Raw genomic sequence first — 22858 nt, forward strand, 5'->3', positions numbered from 1 at the left:
GGTCTAAGACTTAATCTGCTACTATTATACAAAAATTTACCGCGATTCGGGCATAAAATCAGCCGGCTTTAAATCAGCCATGCCAATCATTGGATTGGCCATGGCCTGTGCCAAAGTTGCGGTTGTTAATCCACTTTCACCAGCTATTTGGTCGGCAGCCAGTGGCGTCTGCACTGCTGGTTTTTGCTGCGACGAAGACGTTAGTGACCGCTGGTCGAATTCAGCAGAACGTGAATCAGCCGATTGGGGCTGCCGGGGGGCTTCCTGCTTGACTGCAGTTGGTTGGGATTGCTGAATGGTTTCCTGCTTGACTGCATTTTTTTGAGATTGCTGGCTAGCTGGCTGGTCAGCACGGCTAGCCGATTGGCTATCAAGATTAGTTGTTTGTCCATCACGGTCAACCTTCTGTCCTTGATGCTCGGCTAACTGTCCGACACGGCTGTCTGCTTGCTTAGCGCGAGTAGCTCGTCGTCCATTCTGTTGGTCGACTAATAGTTCTTGTAAAAAGGTCTGTCGAACCGGTACCGGATGTGTCGCTGCATACTCATACGCACTATAATCACCCACCATGACTAAGGATTCCTTGGCACGAGTGATGGCCGTGTAAACCAAATTTTGGTTCAGCATAATTTTAAATTGGCCTGTTAGGACCAAAATGACCAACTTGAACTCATTTCCTTGCGCCTTATGAATCGTTGTGGCATAAGCGAGGGTCAGCTGATTTAAAGTCTTACTGGTATACCAAACCTCTTGGCCATCAAAGTCAACGACCAACGAATCCGCAGCCACACCTGGCTCCTTCTTATAGTGGATGGCAATGACCTGCCCCATGTCCCCGTTGTAAATATCTCGTTCGGAGTCATTTTCCAGTTGAAGAACCTTATCACCCAAGCGAAAAATGGTCTCCCCCTGTTGTAAGGTCTTTTGCCCAGGTTTGACCGGGTTAAAAAGGTCCTGGGCAATTTGATTCAAAGCCAAGACACCAGCCGGCGTCTTATACATCGGTGCCAAAACCTGGACTTGATCGGCCGTAAAGCCCTTCTTGACCGCCGCCTGCAGCACCTGGCTAACGGCTCTTGGGACTTGGTCAGCTGTGGTTAAGAAGGTTGAGCGATCCGACTGATTTTCCTCGAAGTCCTTTGGCAAGATGCCCGCATTAATCGACTGAGCCAAAGCTGAAATGCTTGACCCTTTCCCCTGGCGGTAAATCCGTTCCAAGGCGACGTGGGGCACGACCTGACTTTGAATCAAATCATACAAGACGTTGCCGGGGCCAACGGATGGCAATTGGTCGGCATCCCCGACTAAGACGATATGCATGTCCTTCGGCAAGGCCGCAAAGAGGCTTTCCGCCAAGGAAATATCGAGCATTGAGGCCTCATCAATAATTAACAAGCCACCGGAAATTGGGTTATCGGCATCAAATTCGGCGTCATCACCATCCGTAATACCGAGCAAACGGTGAATGGTGGTCGCTTCGTAACCAGTAATTTCAGTCATCCGCTTGGCTGCCCGACCAGTCGGTGAGGCCAGCCGAACACGATTTTGCTTGACCCACTCTTTGTCGCGCCCCTGACTTTGGGCCTGGTGGCGAACCAACGCTTCCCAGGTGGCAACCAGCGTTTTCGTGACCGTTGTTTTCCCAGTTCCTGGGCCTCCAGTTAAAACAAAGACCTGGTTCGTCAAGGCTGCTTCAACCGCCGCCCGCTGGACCTCATCTAAGTCCAAATTTTCTGGGACCACAAAGGTTGTATCCACCAAATCTGGAGTCGTTTGGACGGCTGATTTTGCCTTTAATAAGCTTTTGACCTTTGAACTGACAAGGACTTCCGCCCCTTTTAAATCAGTTGGGCTATAGTTGCCATCCTCATAGATCAACCGTTCTTGGCTCACCAAAGCACCCAGGGCCTGGTCAATGGCCGTTTGCATGCTTGAACTATTGCTCTGCAAGGTCGACTGGGCGGCTGCTAGTGCCTGGTCAACCGTAAGATAGGTATGGCCGGCCGAATAACAGGCATTTAAAATTCCAGCGTAGACGCCAGCCTGAATTCGGTCAGGATGGTCGTCAGGAAAACCGGCCTGCTTGGCGATGGCGTCCACCTTTTTAAAGGGCAAACCATCAAATTCATATACCAAGCGATAGGGAGTCTTCTGCAGAACCTCCTGTGCCTCCTCCCCATAGTGGTCAAAGAGTCGTCCCGCAACATCTGCGGAAAGGCCAATTTGGTGGCCAAGCAAAAAAAGCTTTTCCAAGCCCAAATTTTCCTGGAGTTTTTCGGCCAAATCAGCAGCAACCTTTGGCTTGACTAGACCAGTCAAAACGCTCGAATCGGCCAAGATTAAGTCGATGGCATCCTGACCCAAGTGGTCCACAATCTTTTCCGCCGTCTTCTTCCCCACGCCCGGGAAATCACCGGACGCAAAAAAGGCCACAAGCCCCTTTTCATCCGCTGGCATCTGATTTTCGTAGCGAGCGGCTTGGAACTGTTGGCCATATTTGGGATGCGTGACCAGTTGCCCAAAAAAGGCGTAGGTCGAACCTGGCTTGACCGAGGCAAAGGTCCCGGTAACAATGATTTCCTCCTCATCCCAATCTTCCAGGTCGGTCTCATTCACCGTAACAGACAGAATCTTAAAGTACGAATCATTTGCCGAAAAAATCACGTTTTGCAGCGTGCCCGTTATTTGATTGTCCTCTCGAATTGTCCTTGCCATCGTACCTTCACCATCTTATGTATCCGCTCCTATCAGAGCGGTGCCAGTTTTAATTGGTCAAAATTCAGAGCGGTTCACCAACTTAAATCGTTGTGCCGGCATCCTGATCTTTGTTCAAGTAACTGGTTTCATTCCATTTTACCAAGTCAAAATCTTGGCCATTCTTTGTTTCAATAATTGTCGTTGATGTATTTGACAAGCCGCCCAATGACCTGATTTGGTCACGAGGAATACCCAGCAAACTTGTCATCCCAAAGGTTAAAATCAACCCATGGGCAACCACCAAAACGGCGTCATCCGGATGATTAGCGACAATTTCTTGAATCATTTTTTGAAAACGGGCGACCGCCTTCGTATAGCCTTCACCATTAAAGCCCTGGCCCTCAAAACGCTCCAAATGATTCTTATAAACGTCATAAGCTTCCGGATATTTTTTCTGCACGTCGGCCATCGCCTGGCCTTCCCATTCACCCAAACCAACCTCAACGATGTTGGAATGCAACGAAAGCCGAGGCTCATTTGGCAAATCAGCCTGGATGCGTTCGGCAGTCACCTTTGCTCTGGGCAGCGGTGAGGCGTAAACCCGGTCAATATGATTGTCTTTTAAGAAACCGGCAACCTTCTTCATATCCTCATAAGAACCAGGCAAAAGTGGAGAATCCCCCTGTGCCCCTTGAAAGCGCCGTTCCAAATTCCATTCAGTTTGTCCGTGACGGACGAAATAAAAAGTTGTCATGATTGCTTTTTTAATACCTGCCGGTCTTCTAATTCTTGTAAGTAATAGCGATAAATCTTCACCAATTCATCCTTATCAGCGCGGGCAAAGATGTCGACTGGGGCAACCTCACCTGCTGAAACCACAACCATCTTAAAGCCGGTCAAATCCTTGCTGACCGTGACCTTCAACTTAATTGATTGGTCGACTGGTAGGTCCGGTTGCAATGGCCGTTTTAGAACAAATGCACCGGCATTGTTCGTCAAAAAACCAAGGTCAAGTAGGGCAAATTTTTTAATTTGCGGATCGATTTCATACGTGCCATCGTTTGGGATGGTCACAGACTTTGCAAAAGCCATCGTTTTCTCCTTTACAAGCTTCAATTTAGCTAATTTCTAAGACGAGTTCGGGTCTGGGTAGGCGCATCAAACTGCCAACAAATATTGACATTCTTGCAACCTCTACCCTGCCACCTCAAAATCAGTAGCGCAATCCCTTTGGGAAAAAGTTCTTCAACTGACCATTGACGAACTTAGCCCAGCCAAGTCCGTTACCATTAGCGGTCATCAACACAAAGCCCTTTTGCAGGTCATCTTTTGTATTGATCACATCACCGTGGATATAGGTGGCCAAGTCATCATGGGCATCCAGGTCATACACCTGCTTGCCTGCCTGACTTGGATTGACAGCCAAAGCCAGAGCATGGTCTGGCTCAAACCGGTTCTTCTTGAGGGTACCGAGGCACAAACCAGCTCGCAAAACCTTTGTCTTGCTCAAATCAGGGCAGTCCACCGGCAACAAGAATACCCGATCACCGAACGTTCTTAACCGACTTTCATCAAGGTCAAAGCCAGGCAACGATTCCTGAAAGAAGTGTTCCATCAGCGTCACATCGGCTTGAGACATCTTACTTGGCTTTTGTGCCTTTGGTGCCTTAACAGGCCTTTCATCCTCCGCCAACTCCGCCTTCTTCAACCGAGCGACAAAGTGCCCCTCTCCAGGTAAATCCTGCGGCCATAAACGAGCAGTCCTTGCTAAATCAGGGTTACCATCAGCCCATTCGGGTCGTCCGGCCTGAATGCCAGACCCTGCTGGCCGGTCAATGGCTTCGATGGTAAATTCTGGATAATGCTTGACCAACCAAGCGATGGTCTGCTCGTCCTCTTCTGGTGCAAAGGTACAAGTTGAATAAATCAGCTCACCACCAGGTCGAACCAACTTCACCGCTGATTCCAAAATCTCATGCGAACGCATGGCACATTCCGTTGGATAATAGGCTGACCAGTACTGGATAGCATCGTGATCCTTCCGAAACATCCCCTCACCCGAGCAAGGAGCATCAAGCAAAACCTTATCGAAGTATGCCGGTAATGCCTTAGCGAGGTCGCTAGCATCCATCGAGGAAACGATGGCATTTTTGACGCCAAAACGTTCAATGTTTTCAGACAAAATTTTGGCTCGAGCGAAGAAAATTTCATTCGTCCATAACAGTCCTTGACCGTTCAGCTGACTAGCAATATGAGTTGATTTACCACCTGGGGCGGCTGCCAAATCTAAAATCTTTTCACCTGGCTTGGCGTTTACCACCTCACCAACAAATTGAGCCGATGGCTCCTGTGAATAAACTAAACCAGTTAAATGATCAATTCCCTTGCCGGCCACTTGGCCAAAGTATCCCCACTGACCATAGGGAACTTTTTTGGTCAGCGACAAGTCTCTTGGTGTCTGCTGGGCCTTCAATGGGTTAATCCGAAAACCCTTTTGCCCGGGTTCTTGGAGTGCCTGCAAAAAAGGCCCACTGGCACTCCCGAGCAGGTCTTGGTATTTATCAATAAAGGCTTGCGGTAAGTCCATTGGGCTCTCTTTCTTTTTACATGTGATTTGCACGGATTAACCAAAGTAATTACAAATACTTGGCATCCTCTACTTCATCTTGGCTAGTCAAAATCTTTGGGCCATCCTTGGTAATTGCCAAAGTATGCTCATATTGAGCTGACCATGAGCCGTCCAAAGTGCGAACTGTCCAACCATCTTCAGGCGTATCATCGGTTTCGACTTCCCAGCCACCCAAGTTAATCATTGGCTCAATGGTAATGACCATTCCTTCCTTGAGACGCAAACCATGGCCTGGCTTACCGTAATGAGGAACCTGTGGATCTTCATGCATCGTTGGACCAACACCGTGGCCAATGTATTGGCGAACATCGCCATAGCCATTCTGATTTTCAGTGTAGTCCTGAATTGCCCAACCGATATCACCAATCCGGTTACCAATCACTGCCTGATCAATGCCCAAATACAGTGACTTCTTTGCAACTTCCATCAATTTTTTCACTTCGGGTGAAACGTTGCCAACGGCGTATGTCCATGCTGAGTCCGAAACGGCCCCATCTAAGCCAACAACCGTATCAACCTTCACCAAATCACCGTCTTTTAATTTCAAGCCCTTGCGAGGGAGGCCATGGGCGACTTCGCTATTGACCGAAATCGTCGTTGCATACTTAAAGCCTTCAAAACCAATTTGCAATGGCACCCCACCATGGTCTTCAATGTAAGCCTTACACTTTAACTCAATATCCCAAGTATCTACACCCGGCTTAATAAAGTCGCGCAACATCAAGTGCATTCCGGCAATAATTGCACCGGATTTTTTCATGGCCGCAATTTCTCGCGGTGACTTCAAACTAATCATCAGTTACCCCTTTTTCCAATGTTAAACTATTATCATTATATCATTTTCCGGGCCCTTTTGAGTCCTTGTCGCTTTTGACATTTTTTTGTAATATTGGTTGACAATCCTTAGTCACTTGTCGATAATGGAGCTAAGAATGACAAATAAAGGAGATACCGTTATGAAGAACTTTTTATTGGGCGCTTCCCTCTTTGGTAATGCCGCCCTCGCTTACCTTTTGTTGAAGGATGACGATCGAATGGCTGATTTGAAAAAGAAGGCCAACGAGTTCACCGAAGCCGGCAAACAAAAGGGTGAAGAACTCGTTGCCCTTGGTAAGCAAAAGGCCAATGAACTTTCGGAAACTGGCAAGCAAAAGGCCAATGAGCTTTCAGAAGCCGGCAAAGAAAAGGCAGAACAGGCAAAGTCAGCCGCCGATGATTCTTTGGATGAACAATTGGCCAAGTTAAAGGAACGTGCCGGTATTGACCAAGCAAATTAAGCAGTAAAAAAGGAGCCCGAAACGGCTCCCTTTTTTTATGCTTACCAGAACTTCAACCAGTGATAAATCTTTTGCCACCAGTGCCCAAGACGATAAGTTTGTTGATTAACCAGCTGAAGCGTTTGCTCCTTTGCACTCACCTCCGGCAAGAATTTGGCCTTCAAGGTTGGCTGAACCGTCAGGACTGTCGCACCCTTTTTGGTAACAGTCGACTGCAGACGACTTGGCCTTTGGTAACCAACTGCAGTTTGCCCCTTCGTTAACCAAAAAGTCCTGCTTTGCCCAATGACTAGGTTCTGGTGACCACCAGCCAAATTTTTATTCTTGAACTGATTTTTTGTCACCGCCTGCCCCTTTTGATAAGTAACAGGTGTGTAGTGGTCAAGCACTTGGTTGACCACATCAATCGTATTTTGGTAGCGTTGCACCTGGTCTGTGTAGCGACCAGCGCCAGAAACCACCGTAATAAATTCATGACCGCTTTGATCTCTAATTAAGCCAGTTAGGGCACCACCTGATGCCGGCGTTGATCCAGTCTTCAACCCTTCAAAGATCAAGTTTTTGGAATTCGAAAGCTTTGCCTTGATTTCCTGGTCAAACTTGGCCCCTTCCGTTAGCTTAATCTTAGTTTCGTTTGCCGACGGATGATAAACCAACCCCCGCTTCTCATAGTAAGAGCGGATATTCGGATCTTCTCGAATTATTTGATAGGCTAAAATGGCCAACTGTTTCACAGAAGCAGTGTTTTCTGCATCTGGATCAGCATTTTTAACCTGATAGTCAAAGGCATCCTTGTTAACCTGACCCGCGGCGTTATACCACTTTGATCCAGTTAACTTCAAATCCTTCGCCCAGCCTTCAAGAGCCTGTTGTTGCGTCTGATTTTGTTCTTTGGCAAAATCAGCCAACGCCAGAGCCGCATCATTAGCACTTGAGGTAAACATCGCCACAAAAAGTTCCTTTACGGCTATCTTCTGGCCTGCAGAAATTTCTAGGTGGGAGAAAGTTGCGGTGTCCTTTTGAGACCAGTCAGACTGCTGAGTAATCGTCACCAGACTGTCCCAGGTAAAACGTTTCTTTTTTATTCCTTGCAAAATGCCATAAGCGGTTAACATCTTACTTTGGGAGGCAATACCTATTTGCTTGTCAGCTCCCTTTTCACCAAGAACTTGTCCCGTTTTTGCATCAATCACAATCGCATTTCTGGCAGCAACCTGTAGCGTCATCGGTAAGGCTGTCTGTGTTGGGCCAACCGATTGCGTTTGCACATCATTTTTGAGCGCAGCAATCGTCAGAAAAAGCGATAGTATCAGTAACAACATGGCACCCATTATCGCCAACTTTTTTTGCGCTGTAAAATCAGCTCCAGCTTTCTTTTGAAAAAGAGCTAATCGGGAAGACGGTCGGACACGAGCGTCGTCTTCATCATGTTTATGCTTTCGTTTCCACATCATTTAATTAACTTTTTAGTGCGTACCGAAGAGACGGTCCCCTGCGTCCCCAAGGCCGGGAACAATATAGCCATCGTCATTCAAGCCTTCATCAATCGAAGCCGTGTAGATATCGACATCAGGATGAGCAGCAGTAACTGCTTGAATGCCTTCTGGTGATGAAACAAGGGTAATCAACTTAATCTGTTCAGCGCCCCGTTTCTTCAAGGCAGAAATTGCATCCTTAGCTGATCCACCAGTTGCTAACATTGGATCAACCAGCAAAACTTCACGTTGATCAATATCCTCTGGTAGCTTAATGAAGTATTCCACTGGTTCCAGTGTCTTTTCATCGCGGTACATCCCAATATGACCAACCTTAGCAGCTGGAATTAATTGCAAGATACCATCAACCATTCCCAAACCAGCACGCAAAATTGGCACAACAGCTAATTTTTTACCAGCTAATTGTTTCTTAGTTGTTTCTTGAATTGGCGTTTTCACCTGAACTTCTTCCAGTGGCAAATCGCGACTGGCCTCATAGGTCAACAGCATTGCCAATTCATCAACTAATGCCCGGAAGTCCTTTGTTCCCACCTTCTCATCACGAATGATTGTCAACTTGTGTTGGATCAATGGATGGTTTACTTCAACGACTTGTCCCATGATTGTAACTCGCTTTCCAAATAACTGTGAATTTAACTCATAACCATTATAGCAAAAACCAGGTGCTCACTTAAATCTTTTTAAAAATGAGTCCTTGGCCCACGTCCTGTTCTGATTTAAATTGAAAGCCCTCTTCTTTTTTTGTATAATGATAGAGTTCGCGCTTATAGTTTAACGGGATAAAACGGGGACCTCCTAAGTCTTTGCTCCCAGTTCGAGTCTGGGTAGGCGCATCCATTCAAAAAACAAACAAAAGAACTTAATCCTCCCCTGGTTTAAGTTCTTTTTTGCTTAGCAACAGCCATTTTTGCATTAAAAAAAACAGCCATATAAATGGCTGCACAAAAATCAGAATTATTCGGGGCGCAAGTTTGGTAACTTGGCCAAGAGCACCCGACCAATCAAAAGCACTAACAAACCGTTTGCAATCATTTCAAAGCCGGAATTAAAGCCAAGAATGCCAACTAACCAGGTAAACAGATGGGCATGTGGAATTCCCATTCCGCTAACCGGGAAGAGTTTAAAGGCCACTGTCGTACTCAAAATGACTAAGGCGGTATTCAATAAAGCACCAAAGGCGCCAAGGAGGAAGAACCCCCACCAAGGCAACCGCGCTTTTTTCAGCACTAGGCCCGCTAAGTAACCGGCCAAAAGACCAACCATTAGTCGTGGCACCAAAGCAGTCACTGGGTTCGAAAAAATCAGTGAACCAATGGTTCCAGGGTGCATCAAATTCCGAACCCAAGAAGTCAGCCCCCAAAAGAGGCCGACCACTAACCCTGAGCGTGGGCCAAGTAAAATTCCTGCCAAAACGGCGGTCATCGGTACAATCGTGACGGAGGCACCAATAACGAATGCTCCTAGTGGTAAGGATCCTAAGAATGGCACGAAACTTTGTAATAGTACGATGGCAACAAAGACTGTTGTCGCCACAAAACGCTTCGTTTTCATTGTTGACATAGCTGATTTTCTCCTCGTTTTGGACGTCCAAGAAATTATACAGACTGCCTGAAAAGATGTCAACAAATTGGTCTAGTCATGATGTGCAACTTAGAAACTGATCAATAAGCGATTTAATCGTGGTGCATAGATGTCACCAAAGCGAACAAAGTGAAGCAAAACATAATAAAACTCGTACCACTTGAACCGGTCTTGATAGCCATCCTCTAGCGGATAAGCAGCTTCATAAGAACTATAAAAATCCTCATTGAAACCAGGAAAGACTTTCGACACGGCTAAATCGTATTCACGGTCACCGTAGAAAGAATTTGGATCGATGAATACTGGTTGGTCATTGGTATCAAACATAAAGTTCCCGGCCCACAAGTCACCATGTAACAGCGATGGCTCTACCTGGCGAACATGGTCATCTGCCAAAATCGTTTTCTTGAGATTTTCAAAGTGATCACCACGCTGATTTAGCCAGAGGGCCTGCTTTTTTGCCAAAGCCATTAGAGGCTCTAATCGTTAGTGCACAAAGAACTCTCCCCACGAGCTTGACCAGGTGTTATTCTTTGGAAAATAATCATTATCCGCATTGACCTCAAAACCAAAGGCTTTTCCTTTCGCGTGGTGAAGTTTAGCCAACGCTTCTCCCAAGGCCGATTGATTGTTCGAACCGGTTTCAATCCAATTCATTAACAAGTAGGCGCTTCCTTGGTTTTCCCCTTGTTTCATGACTTTGGGAACCTTGACCCATTCACTTAAAGCTTTCAAGGAAGCCACTTCGTGGTCAAAATAATGGCGGTCTTGATTAGGTTGCACCTTCAAAAAGTACCGCTTGTCCCCCGAATAAAGTGAGTAGGTCGCGTTTGTATCCCCGCCATTGACTGGTTTTACGTCATGGGGATTTTGCAAATTTAATCGGGTGATGAAATCCATGCTGATTTTACTAACTGCTGCTGCCATCGTATCCTCCTAAATCAAATAAAAAAACAGTTTTCCATTAACGGAAAACTGTTTTTTGAGAAAAAAGGGGCCTGTAAAGTCTGATAAGTAACTGGTAAAAATGTCTGCCACACAAATTCGACCATCAGGTTCCTCCTTTGTTGTTCGTGACTTAACTGTACCACATTTATTACAGTAGCAACAATTAATTTCACAAATTTGGCCTCAATGGTCTGGTTGGAAATCAACCAAATTTACAGTAAATCGGCTCCAGCAGCACGGTCAACAATCGTTTGACCATCCTCAATTGTTAATTGGCCATCCTCATAAACCGTTTGCAGCAAATCTTGGCCTGGTTCGTCGACACTAACCGTGTGGATTCGACCTTTTTCATCGGCCACCACCTTTTGCAAGCCAGCCTTGGAAGCTTTTGATGGATCAGTCTTTGGCTGCTTCTTAATCACTAAGTTTTGGCCGTCAGTGGTATGGGCATAGGCTGCCTTGATGGCAAAACGCTCGGTATCACGAGTGAAACCTTCTTGAAGCAAACCACCACCGGAACCAACCACCAAGTTGTCCGTTGACCAACCATGCTTAATCAAGGCCTCATACAATGCAATAATCGTTTCGGCCTTCATGCCATCGCCCTGAATCAAACCGACATTGTGTTTCAAGACCTTATAACCCTTATCGTTGGCTTCTGTGCCAAAGATTTCGGCCAAAAGGTCCAAAACGGCCAAGTCGATTGTTTCGGGGTCACCCGAATCGGGACGCAGAACCACCCGACCAGCTCGGTTCTTAATCCGCTCCACCATTTGCTCAGAGCCAATGACGTTTCGGACAAAATTAAAGGTATCGTAGGAATCAATCACAATAGAAACCAATGCATCATCCGGAGTTCGATCCAATTGGGCATTGACGTAATTCAACTCCCCTTCGCCAGGACCGTAAGCAGTTGCCACCGAGTGCTCCGTTGCCCAAATTGATAACGCCCGACCGGCCACACCGTATACATGCTCAAAGTAATTTGAGGCCAAGAGGTTATCTGAACCACGGAAGTGCAGTAAGTGAGCAGCACCGCCTTGAGCACCGGCCTCTACGCCCGTTGCGCCGCGGAAACCAAAGTCATTGACCATCAAAGGCAATGAACTCGCTGTTCCCGTTTTTTCAACCAGCGGTAACAAACGCTTTTTGATATACATCGAATTGGTCGCAATCGTCGTTGGATACCAAACATGCATCAATAGTGATTCCAAAGCATTTAGCGAAGTGGCAAACCAATCACGAGTTGACTCCAACGTGAACAAGGCATTGCCTGCAGGAACTTCCATTCCCTCTGGCAGAGCCTTAATTTTAACCGGGAAATAACCCAAGTCGCGAACCTTTTCCCAAACTTCACGGTTAAAGTATTCCTTGGTCCCAAAAGTTTCTTCTGAAACCCGCTCCGCTTCGTCAATCATCTCATCTGTCACTGGCGTTTGAAAATAGTCATGAAGAATCATCGAAAGCCCAAACCAGGATACAGTTGGGTACTTGCCACCAATCCGAGCTTCCCCATAGGAATACAACTTATCGATGTTTTGTGGGTACTGCAAATGGTGAGTCAGCTTGTAGGCGTCAGTTGCTAAAATCAAATTAATGGTCATGCTTCAATCTCCTTTAGTGGCGTGTTGGCGAGTTCATTCGTAATATCTTGAAAATCAGCCTGGGACCGATATCGTAAAATCCGCCAATCATAATGAACATTATCATGGATTTCATCAATATAGGGGGTAAATTCACCCTCAAGGGCCAAAATGAGGTAACCGGCAAAGGCCTTGGTAAAATCAGCTGAATTTTCAACGACTTTAACCAGGGTCTGGTCTGCCGTGAAGAAGCCCACAGCTAGCTGGTCACCAGCCCAATTGCCCTCCAAGGCCCATTGCAGTGAAATCCAGTCTGAAAGGCTAATGCCCAGATTTAACAGGTAATCCGTTGTCAACCGAATATGAATCGGATGTTTTGACAGATTGGCCTGATTGGCGTTGCCCAATTGATCCAAGCAATGTGAAAAGTAAAGGCAGAGCCGTTCCAAATCAGCTATCGCTAACTCCTTTTGCCCATCAGCAAAGGCCTGTAAATCACTGATTTGCAGCCCAGTTGCTGCTCCAACTTGCTCGATACTTTGCTGACTTAATTGTTGTAAAATTCGAAAATTATTCATGCTCTTATTATAACAAGTTTTGACCAAAGAAAAAGCAGGCCGACGAGTGTCACACCTGCTTGAGAACTAATTTTTTTACTGTTGCTTTTTCTTTTTCATTAATGACCGAGCTACACCGATAACTGAAGGTAACAACGTAACCAAAACAATCCCCATAATAATTAATGTGAAGTGTTCGCGCACAAATGGAATATTTCCAAACAAAGCACCGGCACCGGTGGCAATGAAGGTCCATGAAAGCGCAGCAATCATGGTATATTCAAGGAACTTACGGAAATTGTACTTGGACAAACCAGCCACAGAAGGAACGAAAGTCCGCACAATTGGGATATAACGGCCTAAGATAATGGCCATTGCACCGCGCTTGGCAAAGAACTGTTCCGCCTCTTCAATGTACTTGGGCTTAATCATAATTGAAAACGGCCGATGATTTAACAACTCGCGCCCGCCAGTCCGAAGAATCCAATAGTTCATGGAATCCCCAACAACGGAGGCAATAAAGAAGACAACCATAAAGACCCAATGATTCAAACCGGCTTCCTGACCAGCTGGTGTCATCGAAATGGCACCGGCGGCAAACAGCAATGAATCACCTGGTAGAAACGGCAAAACCACTGCCCCAGTTTCAATCAAAACAATCACAAATAAAATCAAATAGGTCCAGATACCAAAGTGGGAAACCAAGTTTGCCAGGTGGGCATCAATGTGCAAAGTAAAATCAATTATGGTACTCATTCTTTTCTCCGTTTTGTAAGGCCCAGCATCACGCTGTACTAGCCAGTGACATTCAACAAGCATAAGCCTGTTGGGTGGTGGTTGTTGACAGGTTCTACTTTCTTACTAGGATACGCTTTTAATCTAATCACGATACCAATCAAATCTAAGTTGCTTCTGATTTATTTTCAGAATTCAAAGGTAAAATTAGTCTCGTTTCGAATCAAAAAGCGTTAGGCCTTTTTAAAGGCCTGGACAGTCGTAAAGACAATTAACCAAATGGTTGCACCGATAGCCGGTACCATTGCGCTTTGGTTAAAGAACAACGTCAAGTAAATCAGGACAAAGCCGATAATGGCAATTGGCACAAAGAACTTTGGCGCAATCATCAAGAAACCGTCCTTCAAGTAGTCGTTTGACTTACGATACTGCCAGTATGTTACCAACGTCAACACATAGATCATGATAAACAAATCGGTTGAGGCGGAAGTAACGAAAGTAAAGGCATCCGAAATTTGTGGCAACACAGCAATGATGGCTGAACAAGCCACCAAAGCTGCGGTAATCAAAACAGCGTTAGCAGGCAACTTGTGCTTTGACATCTTAGTAAAGGGCTCCAAAACCTTGATCTTTGATTCCACAGCCAATGAATAGAAGTTTCGTGAGGCTGAGAAAATGACAGAGTTCAAAGCAGAAGCAGCTGATGTCAAAACCACGAAGTTAACCAAGGCTGCGGCCCAGTTAACCCCAGCTAACTTAAAGACCGCCACAAAGGGACTTTGGTTAGCAGGAATCTGTTGCCATGGGTAGATGACCATGATGGTTGCCAAGGCACCCAAGTAGAAAAACAAAATTCGGAAAGGAATTTGGTTAATTGCCTTCGGCAAAACCTTACGAGCATCCTTTGTTTCGGCTGCTGTCATTCCAATAAATTCCATTCCAACGAAGGCAAACATGACCATCTGGAAACTGTTAATAAAGTTACCGACACCATTTGGCATCAGTGAGAAGTGACTAACCAAGTTGTTAACCGAAACCGTTCCTTGGCTTGTCTTAAAGCCGGTCAACAGCATGATAATTCCAGTAGCAATCAGTGACAAAATCGCCACAATCTTAATCATCGCAAACCAGAATTCAGCTTCACCATACAATGCTACCGCAATCAAATTAACTGAAGTTAAAATCACGAGAATCACAATTTGAATCAACCAGGCTGGCCATGATGGGAACCAGAACTGGACATACTTTCCAATCGCTGTTAATTCGGCCATTCCCATGAAGGCAACGGTCAACCAATAAGACCAGGAAGCAAAAGTTCCGGTTTTCTGGCCCAAGTACTTTGACATGAAGGCAATAAACGTATGCTGGGTTGGGTCAGCATAGAGCATTTCCCCAATCGCACGCATCACAACAAACATTAATAAGCCAATAACGGCATACGTCAGCAAAATTGCTGGTCCAGCAAAGTGAATCGAATCCCCGGCACCCATGAAAAGTCCGGTTCCAATTGTTCCACCAATAGCAATCAGCTGAACGTGACGGTTACTGAGCCCTTTATCTCCCTCAAGAGCTCCGTTATTTTCTGAAGACATGATATATCTCTTTTAATCCTTTAATTTCGCGTTTAAAAACGCTCTTACAAACAACAAATCGATTCACCAAGAAGTGGATCGATTGTTGGTTACTACATTATTCTGCTACTCGAGAGTAGTTGGCAACATCTTTTAAGACTAAGTCTTTAAAGGCATCAGCTGACATCTTCTCGGTTTCTTGTTGGCCATAACGACGAACCGTAACCGTTTGGTTATCCTGCTCATCATCACCCAAGACCAACGTATATGGTACCTTCTTGGTTTGTGCTTCACGAATCAAGTAACCCATCTTGGCTTCCTTAGTTTCGACGTTAGCACGCAAACCAGCTTCCTGCAATTCTTGCTTAATCTTGTTAGCATAAGCACCGTGAGCACCGTTGTTAACAGGAATAATTTGAACTTGCAAAGGTGCCAACCATGTTGGGAAAGCGCCCTTATACATTTCGATCAAGTAGGCCGTGAAGCGTTCCATCGTTCCCACAATACCACGGTGGAGCATCACTGGACGGTGGTTATCTTGACCATCTTCACCGACATAAGTCAAATCAAAGCGTTCTGGCAACAAGAAGTCCAATTGGATGGTTGACAATGTTTCTTCACCACCCAAGGCCGTCTTTGTTTGGATATCCAACTTAGGACCGTAGAAGGCTGCTTCACCAGGTGCCTCGAAGTAATCCAAGCCCATGTCGTCCATAGCCCGCTTCAACTGTGCCTGTGACTTTTCCCACATTTCATCGTCGTCAAAGTACTTAGCAGTGTTTTCAGGGTCACGGTATGACAAACGGAAACGGTAATCCGTGATGTTGAAGTCTTCGTAGACAGCCATGGTCATCTTCAAGATTGACTTGAATTCTTCTTCCAACTGGTCTGGTGCTACGAAAGTGTGTCCATCGTTCAAAGTCATTTCACGAACACGTGACAAACCGGTCAAGGCTCCTGATTTTTCATAACGGTGCATCATGCCCAATTCAGCAATACGTAATGGCAAGTCGCGGTATGAACGTGGCTTGTGTTGGTAAACTGAAATATGTGAAGGACAGTTCATTGGACGCAATTCCAAGAATTCGCCATCTCCCATGTCCATTGGTGGGAACATGTCTTCACGGTAGTGATCCCAGTGACCTGAAGTCTTATACAAGTTCAAGTTTGACAAAACTGGTGTGTAAACATGCAAGTAATCGTTGGCCAATTCCTTATCAACGATGTAACGTTCAACCTGGCGACGAATCGTTGCCCCATTTGGCAACCAAACTGGCAAGCCTGAACCAACCTTTTGGCTCGTGAAGAACAAGTCTAAGTCACGACCGATGTTACGGTGGTCACGTTCCTTGGCTTCGGCACGACGTTGCAAATCAGCTTCCAAGTCTTCGGCATTCCAGAAGGCCGTTCCATAAACACGTTGCAAAACAGCGTTGTCTGATTGACCGCGCCAGTATGAACCAGCAACAGAAACCAACTTAAAGTGCTTAATCCAACCAGTTGATGGCACCAAACCACCACGGTCTAATTCAATATGCTCACCTTGAACGGCCACTGAAATTGGCTCGTCTTCAGGCAAATCATTAATCAATTCCACCTTGTATGGGTCATCCTTGAATGTTTCCAAGGCTTCGGCACGACTGATTTCGTGTGACAAGATTGGCAAGTCTTCCTTAACAATCTTCTTCATCATCGCTTCGATTTCTGGGAAATCTTCCACAGAAACTTGGTTTCCAGCACCGTTATCAGTGTCGTAATAGAAACCGTTTTCGATAAATGGTCCAACTCCGAAGTGTGCGTGAGCAAACTTTGGCAAGCGACGCATTGCTTGAGCAAGCAAGTGCGAGGTCGAGTGACGCAGGATGTCCAATGATTCCTCGTCCGCAGTAGTGATTAATTGAAAATCGCCACCCTCGGTCAAAGGATCATTCATCCCAACATAGTGTCCATTCAGCTTTGCTGAAACAGACTTTTTTGCCAATGACTTTGCAATTGAACTTGCAACTTCAATGGGCTTGATGCCAGCCTCGTAAGACTTCTGAGCGCCATCAGGGAAATTTAATGTAATTTCTGCCATTATGATTGCCTTCTTTCTTTTTTCAATTGCTGATTTGGAAAATTAGGGACAAAAAAATCCCTTTGTGCGTTTGCACAAAGGGACGTGTCACCGTGGTACCACCCAATTTCCAGATAAAATCAATACCTGGGTCTTTGAGACAGTTAACGGTGTCACCCGGGCTAACTTTCAATTCCTACTCGTTAGCCATTCAGAGGTAGTCAAAAAATTAGGGCCCTGCTTACTTCCACCAACCGTAAGCTCTCTATCAGGACTTGCTAACCTAAGTTATCCTCATCAGCAATTTCTATGATTAAATATAACACGACCAAAACAAAATATCAATTATTTCGCGTCAGCCAAAACCTGGGCTAGTGCCTGGCGGGCTTTGTCATCGTGGTCTAAAATGCCGTTATCATAAACGTTTTGCAAGGCTGCAACTTGGTCTTTATTCAATGCCATATCAAACATCCTCCTCGTATTTGTGACTATTATAAGACAAGAATTTTAAAATTACCAGTCTTTCAAATCATCTTTGTTATTCTTTTGTTCAAACGAAGCCCCGGTAAATTTTGTATAATGATACTAAATCTCATAACCAAAGGAGGCAGACAATGCCTGCAGCAAATCTCACAGCCCAAGTCGTTTTTGCCACAATTACCGGTAACAACGAAGCCGTTGCCGATATTTTAGTCGAAGAATTAGAGAACCAGGGAGTTTCTGTTAAGAAAAGCGAAATCTCCCAAACTGAGCCAGAGGAATTACAAGACTTTGATCTCGGTTTTGTTGTCCCTTACACATACGACGAAGGGTCACTCCCCGATGAAGGACTCGACTATTTCGACGACCTCGCCGACGTGGCCCTACCTGATTTCACCTATGCTTTAGCCGGCTCTGGCGATACCTTCTATGGTGACCTTTATTGCCTAGCGCTTGACTCCTTTGATGAACAATTTCAAAAGACCGGTGCCAAGCGTGCCGGTGAACTCACCCGGATTAACCTTTACCCAGGTGACCAGGATCGAGAGAAGTTAGCAGCCTTGGTCCAGGCTGCATTAGCCCAAGTGCAAAAATAAGTAATGGCCAGCGCTTAACCAGCTCAATCAAATTTAAAATTAACGAGCGCTCCACTACTATCAGCAAACAAAAAAGACAAGCCTTAACGGGCTTGCCTTTTTAATTGGCTTTGAAAGTCAAATTAGTCTTCAGCAGTTGTATAAACAGCCAAAACGTCTTCGTTTTCTTCCAATTCGTCGACCAAACTGTCCAACTTTTCGCGATCTTCATCAGAAATCGCCATTGGGTTTTGAGCAATCATTGAAACTTCAGCATCGGCGAATTCATAACCGGCTTCTGTCAAAGCAGCTTCAACAGCCTGGAAATCGCTTGGTTCTGTGTAAATTTCAAATGCTTCATCGGAAGTTTGCACATCTTCAGCGCCTGCTTCCAATGCTGCTTCCAAAATCGTGTCTTCATCCAAATCAGGGTTTTCTGACCGGTCAATGACCAAGTAACCCTTGCGGTCGAATTGGAAAGCAACTGAACCAGAAGTTCCCAATGAGCCACCGAAGTGCTTGAATGAGTTACGAACAGAAGAAACCGTACGGTTAATGTTATCAGTTGAAGCTTCAACCAAAACGGCTACTCCAGCTGTTCCATAACCTTCGTAAGTTACTTCTTCGAACTTGGCGCCACCGGCACCTGAAGCCTTGTCCAAAGCTCGTTGGATGTTATCCTTCGGCATGTTAGCTGCCTTGGCCTTGTCAACAACCAAACGCAATGAAGCGTTCATTTCTGGATCAGCACCGCCAGCCTTTGCTGCAACATATAAGTCGTGCGCAAGCTTTTGGAAAATTTTTCCACGCTTAGCATCTTGGGCGTTTTTACGACCTTGAATGTTATGCCATTTACTATGTCCTGACATTGTGTCTTCTCCTTAAAAAATTAAAATACAATTTATTGTAACAAAAATTGCATTAATTAACCAGGGAAAATTCGATTAGTAGTCGTTTCCGCCAAGGACTTCCAGGTAAGTCATCGCAGCAGATGAAATCAAGGCGGCCAAGATATCGTCCAAGTAAACGTTGACAGTGTCGGTGCGATCATTGATTTCACCAATCAAGCCAGGCTTTTCATCATCCAAACGTCCATAATGAACCGTTGCTGCGGCTGAGAATTGTTGGGTAATGCCGATTGCCAAAATTTCATCCACATTGTGGCCGTTAGCATCACGCTTCAACCGAGCCTTCAATGGTTCTGAATCAGGCATCAAAACTGCTTGCTCATCCAAGAAAATGGCCGTCAAAATAATGTCGGCGACTTCATCCTTGTGCAACACGCGGTTAATCGCCTTATCGAGGGCTTCCCCATCGACTTCATCATGAAACTTTTCAATCAAAAAAGTTTCTGTTCCTTCAAAGACGTCCTGCAACGTCACGCCGCGGGCAATCAATTTATCGATGGCTGCTTGTTGGAGTGCTTCTGTCATTTTTTTAATTCTCCCCTTCAATCCTGGTTCTGATACAATTCAACGTTCAAAACGTTTTCAATGGCTGCTAGGTTATCGACAATATTGTCCTCTTGTCCTAATGGTAACTGATTTAGCGCCAAAAGGGTATAGGCATAGTCGCCAACTGCTCGGTTTGATAATTCTTCAATGTTCAAGTCCAGTTCCCCAACGACCTTCGTGATTTGTCCAATCATATTTGGCACGTTATTGTGCAAAACGCCCAACCGGTACTTAGTCGTAAATGGTTCGTTGATATCTGGGTAGTTGACCGAGTTCACGATATTTCCACTGGTCAAATAGTCGTCTAATTGCTTAGCCGCCATCAAGGCTGAAGTATCTTCGGCTTCAACCGTTGATCCGCCAATGTGTGGCGTAATAATCACCTTGTCGTTGTCAAACAAGACTTCACTACTAAAATCAGTAATAAACATCCGCAGCTTATCCGCATTCAAAGCCTTCACTGCGGCCTCATCATCGACAATGCCACCACGGGAGAAGTTAATCAAAGCCGCATTTGGCTTCATCTCTGCCAATTTGTCGGCATCAATAAAGTGGTGGTTTTCTTTCGTATAAGGGATATGCACCGTGACAAAATCAGACTGTTGCAAGACTTCATCAACGCTTTTCGCGTGCGTGATGTGACGATCAACACGCCAGGCAGTATTAGCATTCAGACCTGGATCGTAACCAATCACCTTCATGCCGAAGGCCAAGGCGATGTTAGCAACCTTAGAACCAACGTTTCCAAGACCAATTACGCCAAGTGTCTTTTCATACAACTCCGTACCACGGTAGCCACCCTTATTTGCTTCCGTACGCAGCGAAACATCGCCACCGCGAACTTGGTTAGAAAAGTTAATCGCACCCACGATTGGTCGGGCCGCCATAATCAATGCGGCAACCGTCAATTCCTTAACCGCATTGGCATTGCCACCGGGAGTATTAAAGACCGGAATTCCCCGCTTTGACAAATCGGTCACCGGAATATTGTTAAAACCAGCTCCAGCACGGACAACGGCCTTCACTGACTTTGGAATTGGCTCCTTGTGTAAGTCCTGTGAGCGCAACAAAATACCATCGGGATCCTGGTCGCCGTTAATCTCGTAACCACGGTCCTTCAAATAGTCCAAACCGGTGTGACTAATCGCGTTATACGTTTTAATGTTCATGATTTGTGTTCCTTCTCCGCCTTCTCCAGAAATGTAATCAACGCCTCGACTGCTGCCATTGGCTGTGCATTATAAAGGGATGCCCGGAAGCCACCGACCGAACGGTGACCAGCCAGGTTGTGCAGTCCTTCTTGATCAGCTTGCAAACTGATTTTCTTGTCCAAGTCGCTGTCTCCAGTCGTGAAGACCACGTTCGTTAACGACCGTTCCTCACCAGAAACAGGCACTTGGTAAAAATCAGACTGATCTAAATAATCATAAAGGCGCTTAGCCTTCTTTTGGTTATTTAGGTAAAGTTGCTTGACACCGCCCTGTTCGAAAACCCAATCCAGAACAAGACTGAGGGCGTAAATACTGAAGACAGGTGGCGTGTTGTACATCGAGTCCTTGTCGATGTATGACTGGTAACGCATCATTGGGCCAACGCCTTCAATTTTTTGTTCGGCAAGCCAATCCTTTTTCACGATGGCAAGCGTAACACCGGCCGGTCCTAGGTTCTTTTGGGCCCCAGCAAAGATGGCTGAAAAATCAGACACGTTATAGGGTTCGGCTAAGATGTTGGAAGACATATCTGCTACCAAGTGTCCCGTTGTCTTGGGCAAATTGTCCTGGTGGTAGGTGCTGCCTTCAATGGTATTGTTAGTGGTAATGTGGAGGTAGTCATAGTCTGCTGCATCAAAATCAGCTGGTAACTCTGGTAAATAGCGGTAACGGTCTTGCTTTGAGCTCGCAACAATGGTTGCCTCTTTGCCAACTGCCTGAGCCGCTTTGGCTGCCTTATTGGCAAAGTTACCGGAATCTAAGACCGCAATCTTATTCTTCTGATTTGCCAAGTTGAGGGGCAGCATCTCAAACTGCAAGGAACCCCCACCTTGAATAAAGAGAACAGCGTAATCATCTGGAATGTCCATCAACTGACGCAGACGGTCTTCTGCATGGTGAATAATTTCATCAAACCTGGCGCTACGATGAGAAATCTCTAAGATACTGTAGTGTGAGTTTTCTTCCTTTTCCAAGTCCTCTCGAATCTGCTTAATCACCGGGCTCGGCAGGACCCCAGGCCCAGCCGAAAAATTATAGCTACTCAACGTTTTTTCCTCCTTCTTCACCAACAAAAAAAGCACAAGGTGCCCTCTAGCGCCCCGTGCCCAATACGGTCAAAATAAAAAAACTGAAAGACACACAGTAAACTTAAAAGTTCAGACGCCAGCGGCTGATTGTAGTCCATCAATCGTTGGTAAGTCCCAATACCTGCGGGCCTACTTCTACTCGATTAGTATCCATTTTAAGAAAATTTTAATTAAAGTCAAGACTTGTAATTAGGGCTTATCCAAGGTATAATTTTACTCGTTTGTTGCCGATGTGGCGGAACTGGCAGACGCGTACCGTTCAGGTCGGTATGGTGATTTCACCGTGCAGGTTCGATTCCTGTCATCGGCATTCTAAGCATAATTTAACAAACACATGAAAAGCCCGATGTCATCGTTTAAATGCGATGGTTCGGGCTTTTTCGTTACGTTTAAAACTAATTTTTTCAGACGTGTTTTAGCCGTCCTTACAAATAATTTGTACACTTTTTGTACAATTTTGTGGCACTTTCATTTATATTCCAGTTTTGCGTAAAATTGGTATGGTTATTTGACTCCAAAAATAACTATTCCACACAAATAAAAAATTGTCTTAATTAAAGCTCCAACTTACATTTCTATTTTGAAATTATGAAGTATTTTTGCAAATAGAAACACCAAACACTATCTCTATCGTTAAATATCACCGTTTTTTGCAAATAGAAACATCAACTCCTACATCTATCGTTAAATATTGTTTTTTTGGAAAATAGGTAATCACCAACTGACTACTATTTTACATTTCACCCTCATTTTCCTCCTATCCCCCCACCATTCACTGAAACCCAGCCGACAAATAAGGCCAAAAAAATCACAAAACCGTGAATTTTATTTAAAAAGAAAAACACTTTCCCGCCAGAATTGCTTTTCTGTCGGGAAACTTCTATACTCATAACTGTTATTCTTGTTAGTTTTTCTAACAT

Annotated in this window: 20 protein-coding genes, 2 tRNA genes, 1 pseudogene and 1 other annotated feature; of the genes and pseudogenes, 4 read left to right on the forward strand and 19 right to left on the reverse strand. The window is 45.3% G+C overall.

Annotated features, from left to right (window positions below; all coding sequences use genetic code 11):
- Window positions 1-36: 36 nt before the first annotated feature.
- The 5 genes from recD2 to map all read right to left on the reverse strand — a co-directional run bounded on the left by recD2 (window position 37) and on the right by map (window position 6122).
- Complete coding sequence (gene recD2 / locus FT12353_RS03255; RefSeq protein WP_059393187.1) at window positions 37-2715, reverse strand: SF1B family DNA helicase RecD2; 2679 nt, start codon at window positions 2713-2715, stop codon at window positions 37-39.
- 82 nt (window positions 2716-2797) lie between these two features.
- The gene (locus FT12353_RS03260) at window positions 2798-3451 is read right to left on the reverse strand and encodes a histidine phosphatase family protein (RefSeq protein ID WP_203618431.1); all 654 of its coding nucleotides are present in this window, start codon (window positions 3449-3451) and stop codon (window positions 2798-2800) included.
- A complete protein-coding gene (locus tag FT12353_RS03265; protein ID WP_168778489.1) occupies window positions 3448-3789 on the reverse strand; it encodes a DUF1831 domain-containing protein in 342 nt (113 codons plus the stop codon). The genes FT12353_RS03260 and FT12353_RS03265 overlap by 4 nt, the downstream gene beginning before the upstream one ends.
- 121 nt (window positions 3790-3910) lie before the next feature.
- Window positions 3911-5284, reverse strand: a complete 1374-nt coding sequence (locus tag FT12353_RS03270; protein WP_059393190.1) for an RsmF rRNA methyltransferase first C-terminal domain-containing protein — start codon at window positions 5282-5284, stop codon at window positions 3911-3913.
- Between the two features lie 49 nt (window positions 5285-5333).
- Window positions 5334-6122, reverse strand: a complete 789-nt coding sequence (gene map, locus FT12353_RS03275; protein ID WP_047974386.1) for a type I methionyl aminopeptidase — start codon at window positions 6120-6122, stop codon at window positions 5334-5336.
- A gap of 136 nt (window positions 6123-6258) precedes the next feature.
- On the opposite strand from map, the gene FT12353_RS03280 reads away from it, so the two are divergent.
- A complete protein-coding gene (locus FT12353_RS03280; protein WP_148666512.1) occupies window positions 6259-6603 on the forward strand; it encodes a hypothetical protein in 345 nt (114 codons plus the stop codon).
- 41 nt (window positions 6604-6644) lie between these two features.
- Here the strand turns inward: FT12353_RS03280 and FT12353_RS03285 are convergent, their stop codons facing one another.
- Window positions 6645-8057: a D-alanyl-D-alanine carboxypeptidase family protein gene (locus FT12353_RS03285; RefSeq protein ID WP_203618433.1), complete on the reverse strand. Its 1413-nt coding sequence runs from the start codon at window positions 8055-8057 to the stop codon at window positions 6645-6647.
- Between the two features lie 12 nt (window positions 8058-8069).
- Window positions 8070-8699, reverse strand: a complete 630-nt coding sequence (gene upp, locus FT12353_RS03290; protein ID WP_059393193.1) for a uracil phosphoribosyltransferase — start codon at window positions 8697-8699, stop codon at window positions 8070-8072.
- Window positions 8700-8859: 160 nt separating this feature from the next.
- Between upp and FT12353_RS03295 the strand changes: the two genes are divergently transcribed.
- A tRNA-Arg gene (locus tag FT12353_RS03295) sits at window positions 8860-8932 on the forward strand.
- Between the two features lie 121 nt (window positions 8933-9053).
- Here the strand turns inward: FT12353_RS03295 and FT12353_RS03300 are convergent.
- From FT12353_RS03300 to thrS, 7 genes and pseudogenes are all read right to left on the reverse strand, one after another.
- Window positions 9054-9659 (reverse strand): ECF transporter S component, encoded by a 606-nt coding sequence (locus FT12353_RS03300; protein WP_203618441.1) that lies wholly within the window; start codon window positions 9657-9659, stop codon window positions 9054-9056.
- A 90-nt stretch (window positions 9660-9749) separates the two neighbouring features.
- A pseudogene (locus FT12353_RS03305) lies at window positions 9750-10607 on the reverse strand (fructosamine kinase family protein).
- Window positions 10608-10840: 233 nt separating this feature from the next.
- Window positions 10841-12232 carry a nicotinate phosphoribosyltransferase gene (locus FT12353_RS03310; RefSeq protein ID WP_059393195.1) on the reverse strand — a complete coding sequence of 464 codons (1392 nt, stop codon included), beginning with the start codon at window positions 12230-12232 and terminating at the stop codon, window positions 10841-10843.
- A complete protein-coding gene (locus FT12353_RS03315; RefSeq protein WP_059393196.1) occupies window positions 12229-12789 on the reverse strand; it encodes a hypothetical protein in 561 nt (186 codons plus the stop codon). Before FT12353_RS03315 ends, FT12353_RS03310 begins: the two co-directional genes overlap by 4 nt.
- Before the next feature lie 75 nt (window positions 12790-12864).
- Window positions 12865-13524: a VTT domain-containing protein gene (locus tag FT12353_RS03320; protein WP_059393197.1), complete on the reverse strand. Its 660-nt coding sequence runs from the start codon at window positions 13522-13524 to the stop codon at window positions 12865-12867.
- A 212-nt stretch (window positions 13525-13736) separates the two neighbouring features.
- Window positions 13737-15095 (reverse strand): amino acid permease, encoded by a 1359-nt coding sequence (locus FT12353_RS03325; protein WP_203618443.1) that lies wholly within the window; start codon window positions 15093-15095, stop codon window positions 13737-13739.
- A gap of 97 nt (window positions 15096-15192) precedes the next feature.
- Window positions 15193-17151 carry a threonine--tRNA ligase gene (thrS, locus tag FT12353_RS03330; protein ID WP_059393199.1) on the reverse strand — a complete coding sequence of 653 codons (1959 nt, stop codon included), beginning with the start codon at window positions 17149-17151 and terminating at the stop codon, window positions 15193-15195.
- Window positions 17152-17226: 75 nt separating this feature from the next.
- Window positions 17227-17440: a binding site (T-box leader), on the reverse strand.
- A gap of 304 nt (window positions 17441-17744) precedes the next feature.
- On the opposite strand from thrS, the gene FT12353_RS03335 reads away from it, so the two are divergent.
- Complete coding sequence (locus FT12353_RS03335; protein ID WP_059393200.1) at window positions 17745-18206, forward strand: flavodoxin domain-containing protein; 462 nt, start codon at window positions 17745-17747, stop codon at window positions 18204-18206.
- 122 nt (window positions 18207-18328) lie between these two features.
- Here the strand turns inward: FT12353_RS03335 and FT12353_RS03340 are convergent, their stop codons facing one another.
- The 4 genes from FT12353_RS03340 to serC all read right to left on the reverse strand — a co-directional run bounded on the left by FT12353_RS03340 (window position 18329) and on the right by serC (window position 21896).
- Window positions 18329-19054, reverse strand: a complete 726-nt coding sequence (locus FT12353_RS03340) for a YebC/PmpR family DNA-binding transcriptional regulator (RefSeq protein WP_059393201.1) — start codon at window positions 19052-19054, stop codon at window positions 18329-18331.
- 75 nt (window positions 19055-19129) lie between these two features.
- Window positions 19130-19618 (reverse strand): phosphatidylglycerophosphatase A family protein, encoded by a 489-nt coding sequence (locus FT12353_RS03345; protein WP_059393202.1) that lies wholly within the window; start codon window positions 19616-19618, stop codon window positions 19130-19132.
- 17 nt (window positions 19619-19635) lie between these two features.
- Window positions 19636-20811, reverse strand: a complete 1176-nt coding sequence (locus tag FT12353_RS03350) for a 3-phosphoglycerate dehydrogenase family protein (protein WP_203618563.1) — start codon at window positions 20809-20811, stop codon at window positions 19636-19638.
- The gene (serC, locus tag FT12353_RS03355; protein WP_059393204.1) at window positions 20805-21896 is read right to left on the reverse strand and encodes a 3-phosphoserine/phosphohydroxythreonine transaminase; all 1092 of its coding nucleotides are present in this window, start codon (window positions 21894-21896) and stop codon (window positions 20805-20807) included. The genes FT12353_RS03350 and serC overlap by 7 nt, the downstream gene beginning before the upstream one ends.
- A 268-nt stretch (window positions 21897-22164) precedes the next feature.
- Here serC and FT12353_RS03360 point away from each other — a divergent pair.
- A tRNA-Leu gene (locus FT12353_RS03360) sits at window positions 22165-22248 on the forward strand.
- Window positions 22249-22684: 436 nt separating this feature from the next.
- On the opposite strand, the gene FT12353_RS03365 is transcribed toward FT12353_RS03360, so the two are convergent.
- On the reverse strand, window positions 22685-22858 hold the full coding sequence (locus FT12353_RS03365; RefSeq protein WP_158531850.1) for a hypothetical protein: 174 nt from the start codon (window positions 22856-22858) through the stop codon (window positions 22685-22687).

The organism is Fructobacillus tropaeoli (genome assembly GCF_016860625.1).
GTDB classification, from domain to species: Bacteria; Bacillota; Bacilli; order Lactobacillales; family Lactobacillaceae; genus Fructobacillus; species Fructobacillus tropaeoli.